This is a genomic window from Kitasatospora sp. NPDC058406, assembly GCF_042722765.1.
Lineage (GTDB): Bacteria > Actinomycetota > Actinomycetes > Streptomycetales > Streptomycetaceae > Kitasatospora.
In genome coordinates this window covers 1-17921 of the sequence record NZ_JBHXKE010000040.1, presented here as the reverse complement: position 1 = coordinate 17921, position 17921 = coordinate 1, and the positions used below count along the sequence as shown (strand labels likewise).

Sequence of the window (17921 nt, the reverse complement as noted above, 5' to 3'; positions counted from 1 at the left end):
GAATGGTCAAGAGAAGGTCATGAACGGGCCGTACGGCCACCACTATGCCCGGTCGCGGAGTACGGTCGGACCGCCCCCCGGTGGTCGTCGCGAGCTGCGGTGACCCGCCGGAACGTACGTCCGGGCAGGTGGCCGGGTTCCCGCCGCCCGCCCGGCTCAGGGACCCGCCCGGGTAGAGATCATCCCCGGGGAGGGGACGCACCCCGGCGGACGGTGGGGGTCACCCGGCAGGCCGTACCCGACGGGTATGCCGTGCCGGAGGGCCCGGAGAGGTAGCGTCGATGGCATGAGAACCCTTGCTCGACGACGTTCCCGGGCCGCCGGGCCGCCGGCCCTGGTGGCGGCGCTGCTCGGGCTGCTGCTCGGCTTGCTGCTCCTGGTGACGCCGGCGGCCTCGGCGGCGGGCGGGCTGGACGACGCGGCCGCCACGCTCAAGCAGGGCCGGGTGTACGTCGACCCGGCCATGGCCGGCCGGTTCGACCAGGGGCAGGCCGACGCGCTGACCGAGAAGATCCGCAAGACCGACAAGCCGATCTTCGTCGCGGTGGTCCCGGCCGCGGCTCCCTACGGCGCCCAGACGGTCTTCGACGACCTGCGGACCAAGGTCGGCATCACCGGTACCTACGCCGTCTGGCGCGGCGACCAGTTCCAGGCCCGCTCGGACCGGGCCGCGCTGGCCAGCGAGAGCGCCGAACGGATCGCGGGCGCCTCCTTCCGCTCGCACCCCGGCGACATCGGCGCCACCCTCGACGACTTCGTCGACACCGCCGCCCCGCAGGTCAAGGGGAACGGTGTGAACAGCGGTGCGGGCGGCGCCTCGACCGCCGCGATCGTGGTCCCGCTGGCCCTGCTCGCACTGGCCGGTACCGGCGTCTTCCTGCTCTTCCGCCGCGCGAAGCGGCGCAAGGAGGAGCAGCGCCGGGCCGAACTCGCACAGCTGCGACGGGTCGTCGACGAGGACATCACGGCCTACGGCGAGGAGCTCGACCGGCTCGACTTCGACCCGGGTGCCGCGGACGCGGACGACGTGCAGCGCGGCGACTACACCCACGCCCTGGACTCCTATGACCGGGCCAAGCGTCTGATGGACGAGGCCAGGGGACCGCACGACGTGAAGCCGGTCACCGAGGCGCTGGAGGACGGCCGGTTCGCGCTGGCCACCCTGGAGGCCCGGCGGGAGAGCAGGCCGCTGCCGGAGCGGCGTCCGCCGTGCTTCTTCGACCCGCGGCACGGCCCGTCGGTGCAGGACGCCGACTGGGCCCCGGCGGACGGCGCGGCGCGCACCGTCCCGGTCTGCCGCGCCGACGCGGAGCGGCTGGCGGCCGGGCAGGCCCCGGACATCCGGACCGTCCCGACCGAGCACGGGCCGCAGCCGTACTGGAACGCCGGACCGGCGTACGGGCCCTGGGCGGGCGGCTACTTCGGCGGCTTCGGCGGCGGCGGGCTGCTACCGGGCCTGCTGGTCGGCACGATGCTCGGTTCGATGATGGCCACCCCGGCCTACGCGGCCGGCGCGGGCGACGCCGGTTCCGGCTACGAGGGCGGCGACGTCTCCGGGGCCGACTACAACTCCTCCGACTTCGACGGCGGGTTCGGCGGCGGCGACTACGGGGGCGGTGGCGGCGGCGACTTCGGTGGCGGTGGCGGCGGCGACTTCGGCGGAGGGTTCTGACTCCGTCGTTCGGCTCCGGCCGGTGCGACGACCGGCCCGCGGCCCCGTCGGACGACCGGCGGGGCCGCGGCGTCCGTCCGGGGAGTGGCCCGGACGGCGCCGGATCCGACCCGCTGATCGGTGTCCGGCGCGGCTCCGGAGCCCCGGCCGTACGGGTTTGAGAAGGCAACCCGGTATGGGAAGGTGGAGGACGTGACGCCCCGCACCCCTTCAGCCGTTCCCGCCGCGCCCGCCCTGCCGGGGCGGCCCTGCTCGATCGCCGCCGCGCTGCACGTGGTGGGGGAGAAGTGGGCGCTGCTCGCCGTGCGGGAGCTGTTCTACGGCAACCACCGGTTCGACCGGATCGCCCGGAACACCGGGGCGCCCCGCGACCGGCTCACCGCCCGGCTGCGCGCGCTGGAAGAGGCCGGCGTGGTCGAACGGCGCGCGTACAGCGAACGCCCGCCCCGGTACGAGTACCACCTGACGGAGGCGGGCCGCGACCTCGCGCCCCTCAGCCAGGCCCTGCTCGGCTGGGGCGACCGGTGGCTGATGCCGGAGCCCCCGGTCGGCCTGGAGCACGACCCGCAGGGGCACGAACCGCACCCGTACGACCCGGCCTGGGTCTGCCGCACCTGCGGCGAGCAGGGGCGCCGCGCGGACCTGCGGATCGAGGTCCACAGCCCGGGCTGGACGACGGAGGGCCCGACGGCGCCGTGACGCGGGCCGTCGCCCCGCCGGATAGGGTCGGGGGCATGCACGGTCGCGACGCCCACAGTGACGAGCCGGTCCGGGTCACCGCCTGGGTGCGGGGCAAGGTCCAGCAGGTCGGCTTCCGCTGGTGGACCAGGGCGCGGGCGCTGGAGATCGGCCTCACCGGCTACGCGAGCAACCTCGGCGACGGCCGGGTGCAGGTGGTGGCCGAGGGCGTCGCCGTCGACTGCGAGCAGCTGCTCGCCCTGCTCAGGGGCGCCGGCACACCGGGCCGGGTCGCCGGGGTGACCGAGATCTGGACCGCCGTCGGCACGGGTTACGAGGGCTTCGAGATCCGCTGAGCCGGACCCGGTCCGGTTCCGGCCCTGGCCGGGTCCGGAACCCGTGCGAAAGGATCGGCAACTGGCGGTGTCGTACGGTTGCCATCCGGGCAGACTCGTGGTTGACTCCGCATCGGACGATGATCCACGAGCTCGTGGTGGACCTCCCCGCGACCGCCCGGCGTGACCACACCGCCAGGCAGGTGACAGGGGCGCGGTAGCGTGCGGTGATCGTGTTGACCCGTACCGTCTTTGGTGAGACGCTGGAAACCCGCGCACACGACCGCGTTATCCCGGCAGGCGCATGCCCTCGTGAGCCCAGCTCACGGCGGTTGTGCCGTAGTGCCCAGCCAGCACTGCCGGGGCGCGACGCGCGTGCGTCCCCCTTCCCCCTAGACCTGTTCCGTTCCGGTTCGGTCACTCAGCGTGGAGGACCATTCATCATGGCAAAGGCGCTTCTCGGGTACGTCGGCGGCCCCGACCCGCGAATGCTCTCCGAGATGCGACGGCTGCAGCAGCGCGTTCAGGATCTTGAATCCGAGCTCATTCGGATGCAGGCCGAGAACGACGCTCTCACCGCTGTCGCTGACGAGCACTCGCTGCTCAGCAGCATCGATCTGGACCAGCGGGAGCCGGCTCTCACCTGAGTCCCGCCCGATCCCTCGATCGACGTCGTTGTGCACTGAGCCGCCCCGAAAGGGACGCAGCTTGCAAGGGACGCCCCGCGTGGCGTCCCTTCGTCGTGTCCGGAGCGTTTCGGGACGGCGCCCGGTGGGCCGGGGACCGGCGCCGCGCCCGGCGCGGTGTGGTGGCGGTCCGGTGGCCGGGCCCGGACCGGCCGGCCCGACCGGTGTGTCCGGGCACGATCGCCGCAGGTGCGGGCGGATACAGTCGCCGCAGAGCCCGGTGAGCGATGTGAGGAGACCGGCGCGTGCACCTGAAGAGCCTGACGCTGCGCGGGTTCAAGTCCTTCGCCTCCGCCACCACCCTGCGGTTCGAACCCGGCATCACCTGCGTGGTCGGGCCCAACGGCTCCGGCAAGTCCAACGTCGTCGACGCGCTCTCCTGGGTGATGGGCGAGCAGGGTGCCAAGTCGCTGCGCGGCGGCAAGATGGAGGACGTCATCTTCGCCGGGACCAGCGGGCGCGCCCCGCTCGGCCGCGCCGAGGTCAGCCTCACCATCGACAACTCCGACGGCGCCCTGCCGATCGAGTACGCCGAGGTGACCATCACCCGGACGATGTTCCGCAACGGCGGCAGCGAGTACGCGCTCAACGGCGACACCTGCCGGCTGCTCGACATCCAGGAACTCCTCTCCGACTCCGGCATCGGCCGCGAGATGCACGTCATCGTCGGCCAGGGTCAGCTCGACTCCGTCCTGCACGCCGACCCGATGGGCCGCCGCGCCTTCATCGAGGAGGCGGCCGGCGTCCTCAAGCACCGCAAGCGCAAGGAGAAGGCGCTCCGGAAGCTGGACGCGATGCAGGTCAACCTCAACCGCGTCCAGGACCTGGTGGCCGAACTCCGCCGCCAGCTCGGCCCGCTCGGCCGGCAGGCCCGGATCGCCCGGCGCGCCGCCGGCATCCAGGCCGACCTGCGCGACGCCCGGCTCCGGCTGCTCGCCGACGACCTGCTCGCCCTGCGCCGGGCGGTCGAGGCCGAGATCGCCGACGAACTCGCGCTGCGCCTGCGCCGCTCCACCGTCGAACAGGAACTGGGCCGGGCGATCGGCCGCGAGGCCGTGCTGGAGGCCCAGGTCCAGCAGCTCGGACCGGGTCTGGAGGCGGCCCGGCAGACCTGGTACCTGCTCTCCGCGCTGGCCGAGCGGACCCGCGGCACCATCGGGCTGGCCGAGGCCCGGGCCCGGCACGCGGTGGCCGGCGGACGGACCGAGGAACGGCGCGGACGGGACCCGGAGGAGTCGGAGCAGGAGGCCGAACGGGTCCGCGAGGAGGAGGCCGCGCTGGCCGGGGCGCTGGAGGAGGCCCGGTACGCGCTGGCCGAGGCGGTCGAGACCAAGGGCGAGCTGGAGCGCGACCTCGCCGCCGAGGAACGGCGGCTCAAGGACGCCGCCCGGGCGATCGCCGACCGCCGGGAGGGGCTGGCCCGGCTGCAGGGGCAGGCCGCCGCCGCGCGTTCCAGGGCCGCCGCCGCCGAGGCCGAGACCGGCCGGCTCGCCGAGGCCCGGGACGAGGCGCTGCAGCGTGCCGAGGCCGCCCGGTGCGAGCACGAGGAGCTGGCGTCCCGGGTCGACACCTCGGCCGAGGACGAACGGGCCGACACCGCGCACGAGACCGCCCGGGAGCGGCTCGCCGCCGCCGAGCGGGACCTCGTGGCCGCGCGCGAGGCGGCCGGCGCCGCCGAACGCGAGCGGGCCGGACTGACCGCCCGGCACGAGGCGCTGGCGCTCGGCCTGCGCCGCAAGGACGGCAGCGGCGCGCTGCTGGCCGCGGGCGACCGGCTGGCCGGGCTGCTCGGCCCGGCGGCCGCGCTGCTGCGGATCGCCCCCGGCCACGAGACCGCCCTCGCCGCCGCGTTCGGCGCGGCGGCGGACGCGGTGGCCGTCGACTCGCCCGCCGCGGCGGCCGGCGCGCTCCGGCTGCTGCGCGCGGAGGACGCCGGCCGGGCCGCCCTGCTGATCGCCGGCGCGCCCGAACCCGACCGCCCGGTCGGGGAGTTGCCGCCCGGTGCCCGCTGGGCCGCCGAACTCGTCGACGGACCGGCCGGGTTGCTGCCCGCCGTGGGCGAACTGCTCTCCGGCGTCGCGGTGGTCGACTCGCTGGACGACGCCGTCCGCCTGGTCGCCGCGCACCCCGGGGTGGCCGCCGTCACCGCACAGGGCGACCGGCTCGGCGCGGGCTTCGCGCACGGCGGCTCCGGCGGCGCGCCCAGCCTGCTGGAGACCCGGGCGGCGGTGGACGAGACGGCCCGCGCGCTCGGCGAACTCGCCGTCCGCTGCGCCGAGTCGGCCGAACGTCTGGCCGAACTGACCGAGCAGCGGAGCGAGTCGGCGGCCGAACTCGACCGACTCGCCCTCCGGCAGCGGCAGCGGGAACGCGACCGGGCCGAGGTCGCGGGCACACTCGGCCGGCTCGGCGGCCAGGCCCGGGCGGCCGTCGGCGAGGCCGAGCGGCTCACGGCCGCCGCCGTCCGCGCCGAGGACGGGCTCGACCGGCTGCTCGCCACCGCCGAGGAACTGGCCGAACGTCTCGCCGCGGCCGAGGAGTCGGCCGCCGCGGGGGAGGACGAGCCCGATCCCGCCGAGCAGCAGCGGCTGGCAGCCGGCGCGACCGCCGCCCGGCAGGCCGAACTGGAGGCCCGGCTCGCGGTCCGCACCCACGAGGAGCGGGTCCGCGCCCTGGCGGGCCGGGCCGATCAGCTGGAACGGGCCGCCCGCGCCGAGCGCGAGGCGCGGGCCCGGGCGGCCGAGCGCCGCCGACGGGCCGCGCACGACGAGGGCGTCGCGAACGCCGTCGCGGCGGGCGCCCGGCAGCTGGCGGCCTGCCTGGAGGTGTCGCTGGCCCGCGCGGACGCCGGCCGGGCCGCGGTCGAGCAGGCGCGCGCCTCGCGTGAGGCGGAGCTGAGGGAGCACCGCGAACTCGGGCGCGAACTCAAGGACGAGCTGGACAAGTTGGTCGACGCGGGCCACCGGGACGAGGTGCTGCGGGCCGAGAAGCGGCTGCGGATCGAGCAGCTGGAGTCCCGCGCGCTGGAGGAGTTCGGCATCGAGGGGGGCGAACTGCTGGCCTCCTACGGGCCGGACCGGCTCGTCCCGCCGTCCACGCCCGAGGAGGGGCAGGAGCCGGGGGAGGCGCGTCCGTACGTCCGGTCCGAGCAGGAGGAGCGGCTGCGGGCGGCGGAAAAGGCGTACCAGCAGCTCGGCAAGGTCAACCCGCTGGCGCTGGAGGAGTTCGCCGCCCTGGAGGAGCGCCACACCTTCCTCGGCGAGCAGCTCGACGACCTCAAGCGGAGCCGGCGCGACCTGCTCGACATCGTCAAGGACGTCGACCAACGGGTGGAGCAGCTGTTCACCTCCGCCTACCACGACACCGCGGCGCAGTTCGAAGGCGTCTTCTCCCGGCTCTTCCCCGGCGGGGAGGGCCGGCTCGTGCTCACCGACCCCGACTCCATGCTGACCACCGGCGTCGAGGTGGAGGCCCGTCCGCCCGGCAAGAGGGTCAAGCGGCTCTCGCTGCTCTCCGGCGGGGAGCGCTCGCTGACCGCGGTGGCGCTGCTGGTCTCGATCTTCAAGGCCCGGCCCAGCCCGTTCTACGTGATGGACGAGGTGGAGGCCGCGCTGGACGAGAGCAACCTGCGCCGGCTGATCGGGATCATGGAGGAGCTCCGGGAGAGCTCCCAGCTGATCGTGATCACCCACCAGAAGCTGACCATGGAGTCCGCCGACGCCCTGTACGGGGTGACCATGAAGGGGGACGGCATCTCCCAGGTGATCAGCCAGCGCCTGCGCGGGGGGACGACCCCCGGACGCCGGGCCGGCGAAGGGGTCAGGGAACGGCCGGACGCCATCGGTAGCACAACGGTCTAGCCGCCTGCGGTCCGTCCGGGCCCCCGTCACGGATACTGGACGGGTTATGGAATACGTGATTCTTGCCGTAGTCATCGCGGTGGTCGCCGTCGGAGCGATCGCCGGACTCGTCGTTTCCGGCAGACGACGCCAGCAGCTGCCCCCGAAGTCGCAGGCGCCGGTCATCACGGCGCCCCCGACCCCGCGCGAGCCCGCCGTCGGCGAGGAGGCCGCGCCGCCGACCGAGGAGCCCCGTCGCACCGTCGAGGAGGTGGAGCTCCCCGAGGCCGAGGCCGAGGCCGTCCCCGGACCGTCCGTGGCCGAGGAGGTTCCGGCCCTCGACGTCCCCGAGCCCACCGCCGGCCGGCTGGTCCGGCTGCGCTCCCGGCTCTCCCGTTCGCAGAACTCGCTCGGCAAGGGCCTGCTCTCGCTGCTCTCGCGCGAGCACCTCGACGAGGACACCTGGGAGGAGATCGAGGAAACCCTGCTGATCGCCGACGTCGGCGTCGCCCCCACCCAGGAGCTGGTCGAGCGGCTGCGCACCCGGGTGAAGGTGCTCGGCACCCGCACCCCGGACGAGCTGCGCGGGCTGCTCCGCGAGGAGCTGGTCGAGCTGATCGGCAAGGACGCCGACCGCACGGTCCACTCCACCAGGCACGAGGAGGGTCCGGCCGTCGTCCTGGTGGTCGGCGTCAACGGCGTCGGCAAGACCACCACCACCGGCAAGCTGGCCCGGGTGCTGGTCGCCGACGGCCGCACGGTGGTGCTCGGCGCGGCCGACACCTTCCGCGCCGCCGCCGCAGACCAGCTGCAGACCTGGGGCGAGCGGGTCGGCGCGCGCACCGTGCGCGGGCCCGAGGGCGGCGACCCGGCCTCGATCGCGTTCGACGCGGTCAAGGAGGGCATCGCCGAGGGCGTCGACACCGTGCTCGTGGACACCGCGGGCCGGCTGCACACCAAGACCGGCCTGATGGACGAGCTGGGCAAGGTCAAGCGGGTGATCGAGAAGCACGGTCCGGTGGACGAGGTGCTGCTCGTCCTGGACGCCACCACCGGTCAGAACGGGCTCGTCCAGGCCCGTGTCTTCGCCGAGGTGGTCGACATCACCGGCATCGTGCTGACCAAGCTGGACGGCACCGCCAAGGGCGGCATCGTGGTCGCGGTCCAGCGCGAGCTGGGCGTCCCGGTGAAGCTGATCGGGCTCGGCGAGGGTGCGGACGACCTGGCGCCGTTCGAGCCGGGTGCGTTCGTGGACGCGCTGATCGGGGACTGACCCCGGCCCGCCCGGTCCTTCCGAGAAGGGTCCGCTCCGTGAGGGGCGGGCCCTTCGGCGTGTCCGGGTCGTGTCCGGTGACCCCGCTCGCCGCTCCGGCCTGCCGACCGTGGTCCGGGCCGACCGTGGTCCGTGCCGGGCCGGGCCGGGCCCGGCTCGTGGTTCGGGCCGGGGCCGGCGGACGATCAGCCGGCCATCCAGGCGGGTTCGGCGGTGCGCTCCCGGCCGCGGTGGCAGGCGTAGGCGAGGGTGCCGAGCAGCAGTCGGGCCTCGGGCGGGCAGCCGGCGTTGTCCCGGGTGGGGCGGCGCAGCCAGCGGACCGGGCCGAGGGCGCCCAGCACGGTGGGCGGGGCGGCGACGAAGCTGCCCTCGCCGTGGCAGGTGAGGTCGAGCGCGGCGTCGTCCCAGCCCATCCGGTACAGCAGGTCCGGCAGCCGGCGTGCGGTGCCGGCCGCGACCAGGAACTGCAGCCGACCGGTGGGTGCGGCGAGGACCGGGCCCACCTGGGTGCCCATCCGTTCCAGCCGGACCAGCGCCTGCAGCCCGGCCTGCTCGGGGACGTCCAGCACGTCGAAGGCGCGGCCGGTGGGGAACAGGACGGAGACGTCCGGGCCGGGGCGGGCGGAGGGTCCGCCGCCGGGTACGGGGTGCAGACCGGGAGCGGCGCAACGCGGGGTGCCGCAGTGGCAGTCGGCCGGGGTGGTGGCTGCGCGGGCCGGCTCGCCGACGACGACGGCCCAGCCCCACCGGCCGGTGTACTCCGCGGCCGCCTGGCCCGCGGTGACGCGGGTGCGGCGGCGCACGCCCAGCGGTGCCAGCCGAAGGTGCCCCAGTCGAAGTTCGCCGAACAGGTTGTCCATGCCTCCCCCAACAGGTTCTCGTCGCCGATGGTTACGGGACGGTGACTTTGTGTTGATTGTCTGGTGCGTGGTGCGTGGTGCGGTGGCGGCGCGCAGCGCGCGGAGTGCGCCTGTTGCGGTGGTGTGCCTCGGGCGCCGCCTTGTGGCGGGCGGCACCGATGCCGGATCGTCGTGCGGGCGGGGTGGGCGTCGATCGGCGCGCACGGCAAACTCGCCTGTGGCTGGGGCGCATTGTCGTGAAGGGCCGGGTGCCGGTGGGGACTTGGCGGCCCGCATATGCCGGACCGTCGGGACTACCTAGTCAAGCGCGTGCCGACTCGGTTCGGTTCACTCCTGGGGGTGGCGAAAGGTGGCGTTTCGCCAGGGCCGCTCCCCCGGACGGTACGCGGGGCATTACGTTCAGCACACGGACCTCGTCGGGGAGTCCGCTCCGGGCGCTGGGGAGCCGGGAGTTGGGGAGCTGACGGTGGGTCCGGCGGCGGTGGCGCCGCAGGTTCGGCACCGGTAAGAGCCCGCAACCGTCGGGCGGTCACGATCGGGGGCCCCGCAGCAGGGGCCGGGCGGGATGGGGACGTTCCCATGGCAGAGAAGCAACCCAACGAGAAGCTGACCACGTGGTTCGCCCGGAGCGGTTGGTCCAAGGGCGAGTTGGCGCGTCAGGTCAACCGACGGGCTCGCCAGATCGGCGCCCACCACGTCTCCACCGACACCTCGCGGGTGCGCCGCTGGCTCGACGGCGAGCAGCCCCGCGAGCCGATCCCGAAGATCATGTCGGAACTGTTCTCCGAGCGCTTCGGCTCCGTGGTCTCCATCGAGGACCTCGGCCTGCGCGCGGCCATCCCGGTCTCCACCGTCGGCGGCGGCGTCGACCTGCCCTGGAGCGCCCCCCAGACCGTCCAGCTGATCAGCGACTACTCGCGCAGCGACCTCATGCTCAACCGGCGGGGCTTCCTGGGCACCTCGCTCGCCCTGACCGCCGGTGCCGCGCTGATCGAGCCGATGCAGCGCTGGCTCGCCCCCGGCCCGAACGGCACGCCCACCCCGATCCTCACCGCCGCCAACGGCGGCGAGCCCTTCACCGGCCGGCTCTCCGAGCCCGAGCTGGAACTGCTGGAGCAGACCACGGTCATGTTCCGGCAGTGGGACGCGCAGAACGGCGGCGGGCTGCGCCGCAAGGCCGTGGTCGGCCAGCTCCACGAGGTCACCGACCTGCTCCAGGAGACCTACCCCGAACAGACCACCCGGCGGCTGTTCCGGCTCACCGCCGAGCTGGCCCACCTGGCCGGCTGGATGTCCTACGACGTCGGCATGCACCCCAGTGCGCAGAAGTACTACGTGCTGGCGCTGCATGCCGCGAAGGAGGCCGGCGACCGCCCGTTCGGCGCGCTGATCCTCACCGACATGAGCCGCCAGATGATCCACCTCAACCGGGGCGAGGACGCGCTGGAGCTGATCCACCTCGCCCAGTACGGCAGCCGTGACACCGCCACCCCGCGCCAGCAGTCGCTGCTGTACGCGATGGAGGCGCGCGCCTACGCGACCATCGGAGAGGTGAACCGCTGCGCCCGGGCGGTCCGGCTGGCCGAGGACACCTTCACCGACATCCGCGAGGGCGACGGCGACCCGGACTGGCTGAAGTTCTTCTCGCCGGCCGAGCTGAACGCGGAGAACGCGCACTCCTTCCGCGACCTCGCCTACCACTCCGACCAGTCCGAGCTGTACGCCTCCATGTCCGCGCCCGTGATGGAGCGGGCGGTCGACCTGTTCCGGCAGGACGGCGACCACGTCCGCTCGTACGCCTTCAACCTGATCGGCATGGCCAGCGTGCACCTGCTGCAGAAGGAGCCGGAGCAGGCCGCCGTCTTCGCCGAGCAGGCGGTCGACATCGCCACCAAGGTCCGCTCCGAGCGGCTGAACTCCCGGGTCCGCAAGACCACCGAGGCCGCCGCCGTCCGGTTCCAGGGCGTCGACGCGGTCAGCCGGCTCCAGGAGCGGGTGGTTCAGGACATTCCCGAGTACGTCTCGGTGGTCTGACCCGCCGCTCCCGTCACGCTCCGCCGACCGTACCGGCCGCCGCCGGTACGGTCGGTGGCGTATCCGGCACGCCCCGTGCGGAGCGGCCGTACGGTAACCCGTCCGGCGGTCCGGCGTGGCCGGGGTTCACGCGGGCGTAACCCCGGTGTCGCCCTCGTCACCGCCGCGAAACAACCGGCCGCATCGGCCGAAACCAGCCTTCGGCACTCTCCTTCTCATCGCCGACGCCCCGGGTACACGGGACAGGAAACCCGGGTGCGGAGCGGCTTCCACTCAGAGGAGACGCCGATGCCGGACGGCTTCAGCGCGGGCGACACCGCCTTCGTGCTCATCAGTGCGGCCCTGGTCATGGTGATGACCCCGGGGCTGGCCTTCTTCTACGGAGGGATGGTCCGGGCCAAGAGCACCCTCAACATGCTGGCGATGAGCTTCCTCTCGCTCGGCATCGTCAGCGTGCTCTGGGTCCTCTACGGGTACTCGCTCAGTTTCGGCCCCGACGCGGGCGCCGGACTGATCGGCAACCTGGACTTCCTCGGGATGCGCGGCATCGGCGTCACCGATCTCGCCGGAACGATCCCGGTCACCGCCTTCTCGTCCTTCCAGCTGATGTTCGCCATCATCACCCCGGCCCTGATCAGCGGGGCGATCGCGGACCGCGCCCGATTCGCGGCCTGGGGCCTGTTCGTCGGACTCTGGGTGACCGTCGTCTACTTCCCGGTCGCGCACTGGGTGTTCTTCTTCGACGGCGGCAACGGCGGCTGGCTCGGCGACCGCAACGGCGTGATCGACTTCGCCGGCGGCACCGCCGTCCACATCAACGCCGGCGTCGCGGGCCTGGCGCTCTGCCTGGTGCTCGGCAAGCGGGTCGGCTTCCGCAAGGACCCGATGCGCCCGCACAGCCTGCCGCTGGTGATGCTCGGCTCCGGGCTGCTCTGGTTCGGCTGGTTCGGCTTCAACGCGGGCTCGGCCCTGGCCGCCAACGGCGTCGCGGCGATGGCCCTGATCAACACCCAGGTCGCCACGGCCGCCGCGCTGGTCGGCTGGCTGATCTACGAGAAGCTGCGGCACGGCGCGTTCACCACGCTGGGCGCCGCCTCCGGCGCGGTGGCCGGTCTGGTCGCCATCACCCCCGCCTGCGGTTCGGTCTCCCCGCTCGGCGCGGTGGCGATCGGCCTGATCGCCGGTGCGGCCTGCGCCGCCGCGATCAGCCTCAAGTACCGCTTCGGCTTCGACGACTCGCTCGACGTGGTCGGTGTGCACGCCGTCGGCGGGGCGATCGGCTCGCTGCTGGTCGGCCTCTTCGCCACCGGCACCGTCGGCCAGACCGCCAAGGGCCTGTTCTACGGCGGCGGGCTGGAGCAGCTCGGCAAGCAGGCGATGGGCGTGGCCGTGGTCGGCGCGTACTCCTTCGTGCTCTCCTGGCTGCTCGCCAAGGCGATCGACCGCACCATCGGCTTCCGGGTCGCCGAGGAGGTCGAGGTCGCCGGCATCGACCAGGCCGAGCACGCCGAGTCCGCGTACGACTTCAGCGCCCTGGGCGCCGGCCTCGCCCGGACCGCGCACGCCCCGGCCGCCTCGGTCGTCGCCGCCGCCCCCGCCGCCGGTGCTCCTGCCGGTGCCGCCCCCGCCGTCGCTCCGAAGAGCACCGAGAAGACCGAGGTCGACGCCTGATGAAGCTCATCACCGCCGTCATCAAGCCCTACCGCCTGGACGAGGTGAAGGCCGCACTGCAGGCCTTCGGCGTGCACGGCCTGACCGTCACCGAGGCCAGCGGCTACGGCCGCCAGCGCGGCCACACCGAGGTCTACCGTGGTGCGGAGTACACCGTGGACCTGGTGCCCAAGGTCAGAATCGAGGTCCTGGTGGAGGACGACGACGCCGACCAGCTGATCGACGTCCTGGTGAAGGCCGCCCGGACCGGCAAGATCGGCGACGGCAAGGTCTGGGCGGTCCCCGTCGACACCGCCGTCCGGGTCCGGACCGGTGAACGCGGCCCCGACGCCCTCTAGGAACGCCCTAGCATTCGGATGATCACGTAGGCGGGCCTGCGACCACCCCCGGTCGCAGGTCCGCTGACGGCGTATCGGCGCCGCTCGCTCCACCCGCACGACCACGGACGGGGACTTCGCATGGCTACCGGAACCGACGACCTCCGCGACGACTCCCACGACGACTCCGGCGGTGGCACCCTCGACCACGTCGCCGCCCGGGCCCGGCTGCTGGCCGCTCCCGGTCCCGGCGGCCGGGACCGGCGCGCCGCGCTGTCCGCGCTCACCGACGACTGGCTGGCCGGCCTGCTGGAGGCGGCCGGAGCCCCCGGCGGCGTCGCCCTGGTCGCGGTCGGCGGCTACGGGCGCGGCGAACTCTCCCCGCGCAGCGACCTCGACGTCCTGCTGCTGCACGAGGGCCCGCTCGACCCGGCGCTGCCCGAGCGCCTCTGGTACCCGGTCTGGGACGCCGGCGCCGCGCTCGACCACTCCGTCCGCACCCCGGCCGAGGCCCGGTCGGTCGCCGCCGCCGACCTCAAGGCGCAGATCGGCCTGCTGGACGCGCGGCACGTGGCCGGCGACCCGGAACTCACCGCCGCACTGCGCTCCGCCGTCCTCGCCGACTGGCGGGCGAGCGCCCCGAAACGCCTGCCCGAACTGCGCGAACTCGGCCGCGAGCGGGCCGAACGGCACGGCGAGCTGTCCTTCCTGCTGGAGCCCGACCTCAAGGAGGCCCGCGGCGGCCTGCGCGACGTGGTCGCGCTCAACGCCGTCGCCGCGACCTGGCTGGCCGACGCGCCCCGGGACGGTCTGGACGCCGCCGCGCTCCGGCTGGCCGACGTCCGCGACGCCCTGCACCTGGTCACCGGCCGGGCCACCGAACGGCTCAGCCTGCAGGACCAGGACCAGGTCGCCGAGCGGCTCGGCGTCCTGGACGCGGACACCCTGCTGCGCCAGGTCTACGAGGCGGCCCGGACCATCGCCTACGCGGGTGACGTCACCTGGCGGGCGGTGGACCGGGTGCTGGCCGGCCGCTCGGCCCGGGGCCGGCGCCCGCACCGGCTCCCCTTCCCGTTCGCCGGCCCGTTCGGCGGGTCCGGGCGCGGTGCGGGCGCGGTGGCCCGGGGCGCGGTCGACCGCCGGCCGCTCGCCGAGGGCGTGGTCGAGCAGGACGGCGAGGCGGTGCTCGCCCAGGGCGCGCGCCCCGCCGCCGACCCGGTGCTGCCGCTGCGCGCCGCGGCGGCCGCCGCCCAGAACGGCCTGACCGTCTCCTACGCGACCGTGCGCAGGCTGGCCGCCGAATGCCGCCCGCTGCCGGTGCCCTGGCCGGACGAGGCGCGCGAGCAGCTCGTCACCCTGCTCGGTGCGGGCGAGGCCTGCCTGCCGGTCTGGGAGGCGCTGGAGGCCGAGGGGCTGATCACCCGGCTGCTGCCGGACTGGGAGCGGGTCCGGTGCCGTCCGCAACGCAACGCGGTGCACCGCTGGACGGTGGACCGGCACCTGGTGGAGACGGCGGTGCGGGCCGCCGCGATGACCCGCCGGGTGGCCCGGCCCGACCTGCTGCTCGTCGCCGCGCTGCTGCACGACATCGGCAAGGGCTGGCCCGGTGACCACAGCGAGGCCGGCGAGGTGATCGTCCGCGACGTGGCGGCCCGGATGGGCTTCGACCCGGAGTCGGTGGAGACCCTCGCGGTGCTGGTCCGCCACCACCTGACCCTGGTGGACACCGCGACCAGGCGGGACCCGGACGACCCGGCGACCGTCGACGCGATCACCAAGGTGGTCACCACCCTGCCGCAGCTGGAACTCCTGCACGCGCTGACCGAGGCCGACGCACTGGCCACCGGCCCGGCCGCGTGGAGCCGCTGGCGGGCCTCGCTGGTGGACGGCCTGGCCGAGCGGGCCGCCGCCCGGCTCGCCGGGGCCCGCCCTCCCGCGGCCTTCGGCCGCGGGTACACCCACCCCGTCGAGGCCGAGCCGACCGCCGAACAGGAGCGGCTCGCCGTGGAGGCGGCCCTGACCGGCGGCCCGGCGCTCTCGCTGCTCGCCCAGGCCGAGGTGGACGAGACGGGGGCCGAGCCGATGGGCGTGCGGCTGCTGCTGGCCGTTCCGGACCGGCCCGGTCTGCTCGGCACCGTGGCCGGGGTGCTCGCGCTGCACCGGCTGGCCGTCCGCTCGGCCGGACTGCGGGAGCTGGACCCGATCGGCGCCGGGCCGGTGCTGCTGCTCTCCTGGACGGTGGCGGCCGAGTTCGGCGAGCTGCCGGAGGCCGCCCGGCTCCGGGCCGACCTGCGCCGGGCGCTGGACGGTTCGCTGGACGTCTCGCGCCGGCTCGCCGAGCGGGACGCCGCGGCGCCGCGCCGGCGGGGCATCCCCACCCCTCCGCCGCTGGTCGCGGTGGCGCCGCCGGTGGCCTCGTCGACGGCGACGGTGCTGGAGGTGCGCGCGCACGACGCGCCGGGGCTGCTGCACCGGATCGGCCGGGCACTGGACGGTGCCGGGGTACGGGTCCGGACGGCGTACGTGTCCACGCTCGGGGCGGACGCCGTCGACGCCTTCTACCTGACCGACGAGGCGGGCCGTCCGCTCGCCGCGCAGCGGGCCGGCGAGGTGGCGGCGGCCGTCCGGGCGGCGCTGGGCTGAGGCTCGGAGGGGGCTTGTCCGGGGCCCGGGAGGGGCACGGGCGGGGCGTGGACGGGGCCGGTCCGGCGCTGGTCCGGCGCTGGTCCGGGGCTCGGGCGGGGCTCGGCGAGCCCGGGTGGAGACCGCTCCCGGGGCGGCCGGATACCCTTGGGGGCGACGACCGTACTGATACCGATGCCGCAGAGGACCCGCGACGACGTGTTCGACACCCTTTCCGATCGCCTCGCAGCGACGTTCAAGAACCTCCGGGGCAAGGGCCGCCTCAGCGAGGCGGACATCGACGCCACCACCCGCGAGATCCGCATCGCGCTGCTGGAGGCGGACGTCGCGCTGCCGGTCGTCCGGGCCTTCATCAAGCAGATCAAGGAGCGCGCGCTCGGCTCCGAGGTCTCCGGTGCGCTGAACCCGGCCCAGCAGATCATCAAGATCGTCAACGAGGAGCTCATCGCCATCCTCGGTGGCGAGACCCGACGGGTGCGGTTCGCCAAGAACGGCCCGACGGTGATCATGCTGGCGGGCCTCCAGGGCGCCGGCAAGACCACGCTCGCGGGCAAGCTCGGCCACTGGCTGAAGCAGCAGAAGCACACCCCGCTGCTGGTCGCCTGCGACCTCCAGCGCCCCAACGCGGTCAACCAGCTGCAGGTCGTCGCCGAGCGCGCCGGTGTCGCGTTCTACGGCCCGCAGCCGGGCAACGGCGTCGGCGACCCGGTCCAGGTGGCGCGGGACTCGATCGAGTACGCCAAGCAGAAGCAGTTCGACGTGGTCGTCGTCGACACCGCCGGCCGCCTCGGCATCGACGCCGAGCTGATGCAGCAGGCCGCCGACATCCGTGCCGCGGTCGACCCGGACGAGGTCCTGTTCGTCGTCGACGCGATGATCGGCCAGGACGCGGTCACCACCGCGCAGGCCTTCCTCGACGGCGTCGACTTCACCGGTGTCGTGCTCTCCAAGCTCGACGGCGACGCCCGTGGCGGTGCCGCGCTCTCGGTCGCGCACGTCACCGGCCGGCAGATCATGTTCGCCTCCAACGGCGAGAAGGTCGACGACTTCGACGCCTTCCACCCGGACCGGATGGCCTCGCGCATCCTGGGCATGGGTGACGTCCTCTCGCTGATCGAGAAGGCCGAGCAGACCTTCTCGCAGGCCGAGGCCGAGAAGATCGCCTCCAAGCTGCAGGGCGGCGGCAAGGACTTCACGCTCGACGACTTCCTGTCCCAGCTGGAGCAGGTCCGCAAGATGGGCTCGATCTCCAAGCTGCTCGGCATGCTGCCGGGCATGGGCCAGATCCGCGAGCAGATCAACAACATCGACGACAAGGACGTCGACCGGGTCGGCGCGATCATCAAGTCGATGACCCCGGCCGAGCGGACCGACCCGAAGATCATCAACGGTTCGCGGCGCGCCCGTATCGCCAAGGGTTCGGGTGTGCAGGTCGGCGAGGTCAACAACCTGGTCGAGCGGTTCTTCGAGGCCCGCAAGATGATGTCCGCGATGGCCTCCGGCAAGGGCATCCCCGGGATGCCGGGCATCCCGGGGATGGGCGGCGGCGCGAAGAAGTCCGCGAAGAAGGCCCCGGCCGCCAAGGGCAAGCGCAAGAGCGGCAACCCGCTGAAGCGCGCGCAGGAGGAGGCCGCGGCCGCCGAGCGGCGCGCGCTCGGCCCCGGCGCGGGCCAGGCGCCCGCCGAGGGCGGTGCGTTCGGCCTCGGCGCGGGCAAGGGCCCGTCCGACTTCGAGCTGCCCAAGGAGTTCAAGGACCTGCTGTAGGCCCTTGTCGTCCGCTTCGACGGCCCGCCGCCCGGAACCTCCGGGCGGCGGGGCCGGGGCAAGGCCCCTTTTTGTGGGGTTGGGGTGTAGATAAAGGGCCCCCCGGCCCGGGTCGGGGTGGGGGAACCCCCCCCGGGGCCGGGGGGCCC

At 74.4% G+C, this 17921-nt stretch carries 12 protein-coding genes; 11 read left to right on the top strand and 1 reads right to left on the bottom strand.

Features of this window, described 5'->3' with window-relative positions; translation table 11 throughout:
* Positions 1 to 286: 286 nt before the first annotated feature.
* The 6 genes from ACFWOG_RS10945 (at position 287) to ftsY (ending at position 8483) form a co-directional block, all read left to right on the top strand.
* Positions 287 to 1672, top strand: coding sequence for a hypothetical protein (locus tag ACFWOG_RS10945; protein ID WP_329951669.1), 1386 nt, complete (start codon positions 287 to 289; stop codon positions 1670 to 1672).
* Between the two features lie 192 nt (positions 1673 to 1864).
* Positions 1865 to 2371 carry a helix-turn-helix domain-containing protein gene (locus tag ACFWOG_RS10940; RefSeq protein ID WP_329951670.1) on the top strand — a complete coding sequence of 169 codons (507 nt, stop codon included), beginning with the start codon at positions 1865 to 1867 and terminating at the stop codon, positions 2369 to 2371.
* A 35-nt stretch (positions 2372 to 2406) separates the two neighbouring features.
* Positions 2407 to 2706: an acylphosphatase gene (locus ACFWOG_RS10935; protein WP_329951671.1), complete on the top strand. Its 300-nt coding sequence runs from the start codon at positions 2407 to 2409 to the stop codon at positions 2704 to 2706.
* 422 nt (positions 2707 to 3128) lie between these two features.
* Positions 3129 to 3332 carry a hypothetical protein gene (locus ACFWOG_RS10930; protein ID WP_327681011.1) on the top strand — a complete coding sequence of 68 codons (204 nt, stop codon included), beginning with the start codon at positions 3129 to 3131 and terminating at the stop codon, positions 3330 to 3332.
* Positions 3333 to 3616: 284 nt separating this feature from the next.
* Positions 3617 to 7231 carry a chromosome segregation protein SMC gene (gene smc / locus ACFWOG_RS10925; protein ID WP_380356903.1) on the top strand — a complete coding sequence of 1205 codons (3615 nt, stop codon included), beginning with the start codon at positions 3617 to 3619 and terminating at the stop codon, positions 7229 to 7231.
* A gap of 46 nt (positions 7232 to 7277) precedes the next feature.
* Positions 7278 to 8483, top strand: a complete 1206-nt coding sequence (ftsY, locus tag ACFWOG_RS10920) for a signal recognition particle-docking protein FtsY (RefSeq protein ID WP_380356900.1) — start codon at positions 7278 to 7280, stop codon at positions 8481 to 8483.
* A gap of 185 nt (positions 8484 to 8668) precedes the next feature.
* Here ftsY and ACFWOG_RS10915 read toward each other — a convergent pair whose 3' ends face one another.
* The gene (locus ACFWOG_RS10915) at positions 8669 to 9343 is read right to left on the bottom strand and encodes a bifunctional DNA primase/polymerase (protein ID WP_329882874.1); all 675 of its coding nucleotides are present in this window, start codon (positions 9341 to 9343) and stop codon (positions 8669 to 8671) included.
* A gap of 579 nt (positions 9344 to 9922) precedes the next feature.
* On the opposite strand from ACFWOG_RS10915, the gene ACFWOG_RS10910 reads away from it, so the two are divergent.
* From ACFWOG_RS10910 to ffh, 5 genes are all read left to right on the top strand, one after another.
* The gene (locus ACFWOG_RS10910; RefSeq protein WP_329882875.1) at positions 9923 to 11377 is read left to right on the top strand and encodes a hypothetical protein; all 1455 of its coding nucleotides are present in this window, start codon (positions 9923 to 9925) and stop codon (positions 11375 to 11377) included.
* A 288-nt stretch (positions 11378 to 11665) separates the two neighbouring features.
* The gene (locus ACFWOG_RS10905; RefSeq protein WP_329951673.1) at positions 11666 to 13048 is read left to right on the top strand and encodes an ammonium transporter; all 1383 of its coding nucleotides are present in this window, start codon (positions 11666 to 11668) and stop codon (positions 13046 to 13048) included.
* On the top strand, positions 13048 to 13386 hold the full coding sequence (locus ACFWOG_RS10900; RefSeq protein WP_327681022.1) for a P-II family nitrogen regulator: 339 nt from the start codon (positions 13048 to 13050) through the stop codon (positions 13384 to 13386). Before ACFWOG_RS10905 ends, ACFWOG_RS10900 begins: the two co-directional genes overlap by 1 nt.
* A 120-nt stretch (positions 13387 to 13506) precedes the next feature.
* The gene (locus ACFWOG_RS10895) at positions 13507 to 16008 is read left to right on the top strand and encodes a [protein-PII] uridylyltransferase (RefSeq protein ID WP_380356896.1); all 2502 of its coding nucleotides are present in this window, start codon (positions 13507 to 13509) and stop codon (positions 16006 to 16008) included.
* Between the two features lie 198 nt (positions 16009 to 16206).
* Positions 16207 to 17772 carry a signal recognition particle protein gene (ffh, locus tag ACFWOG_RS10890; protein WP_329951698.1) on the top strand — a complete coding sequence of 522 codons (1566 nt, stop codon included), beginning with the start codon at positions 16207 to 16209 and terminating at the stop codon, positions 17770 to 17772.
* Positions 17773 to 17921: the final 149 nt, after the last annotated feature.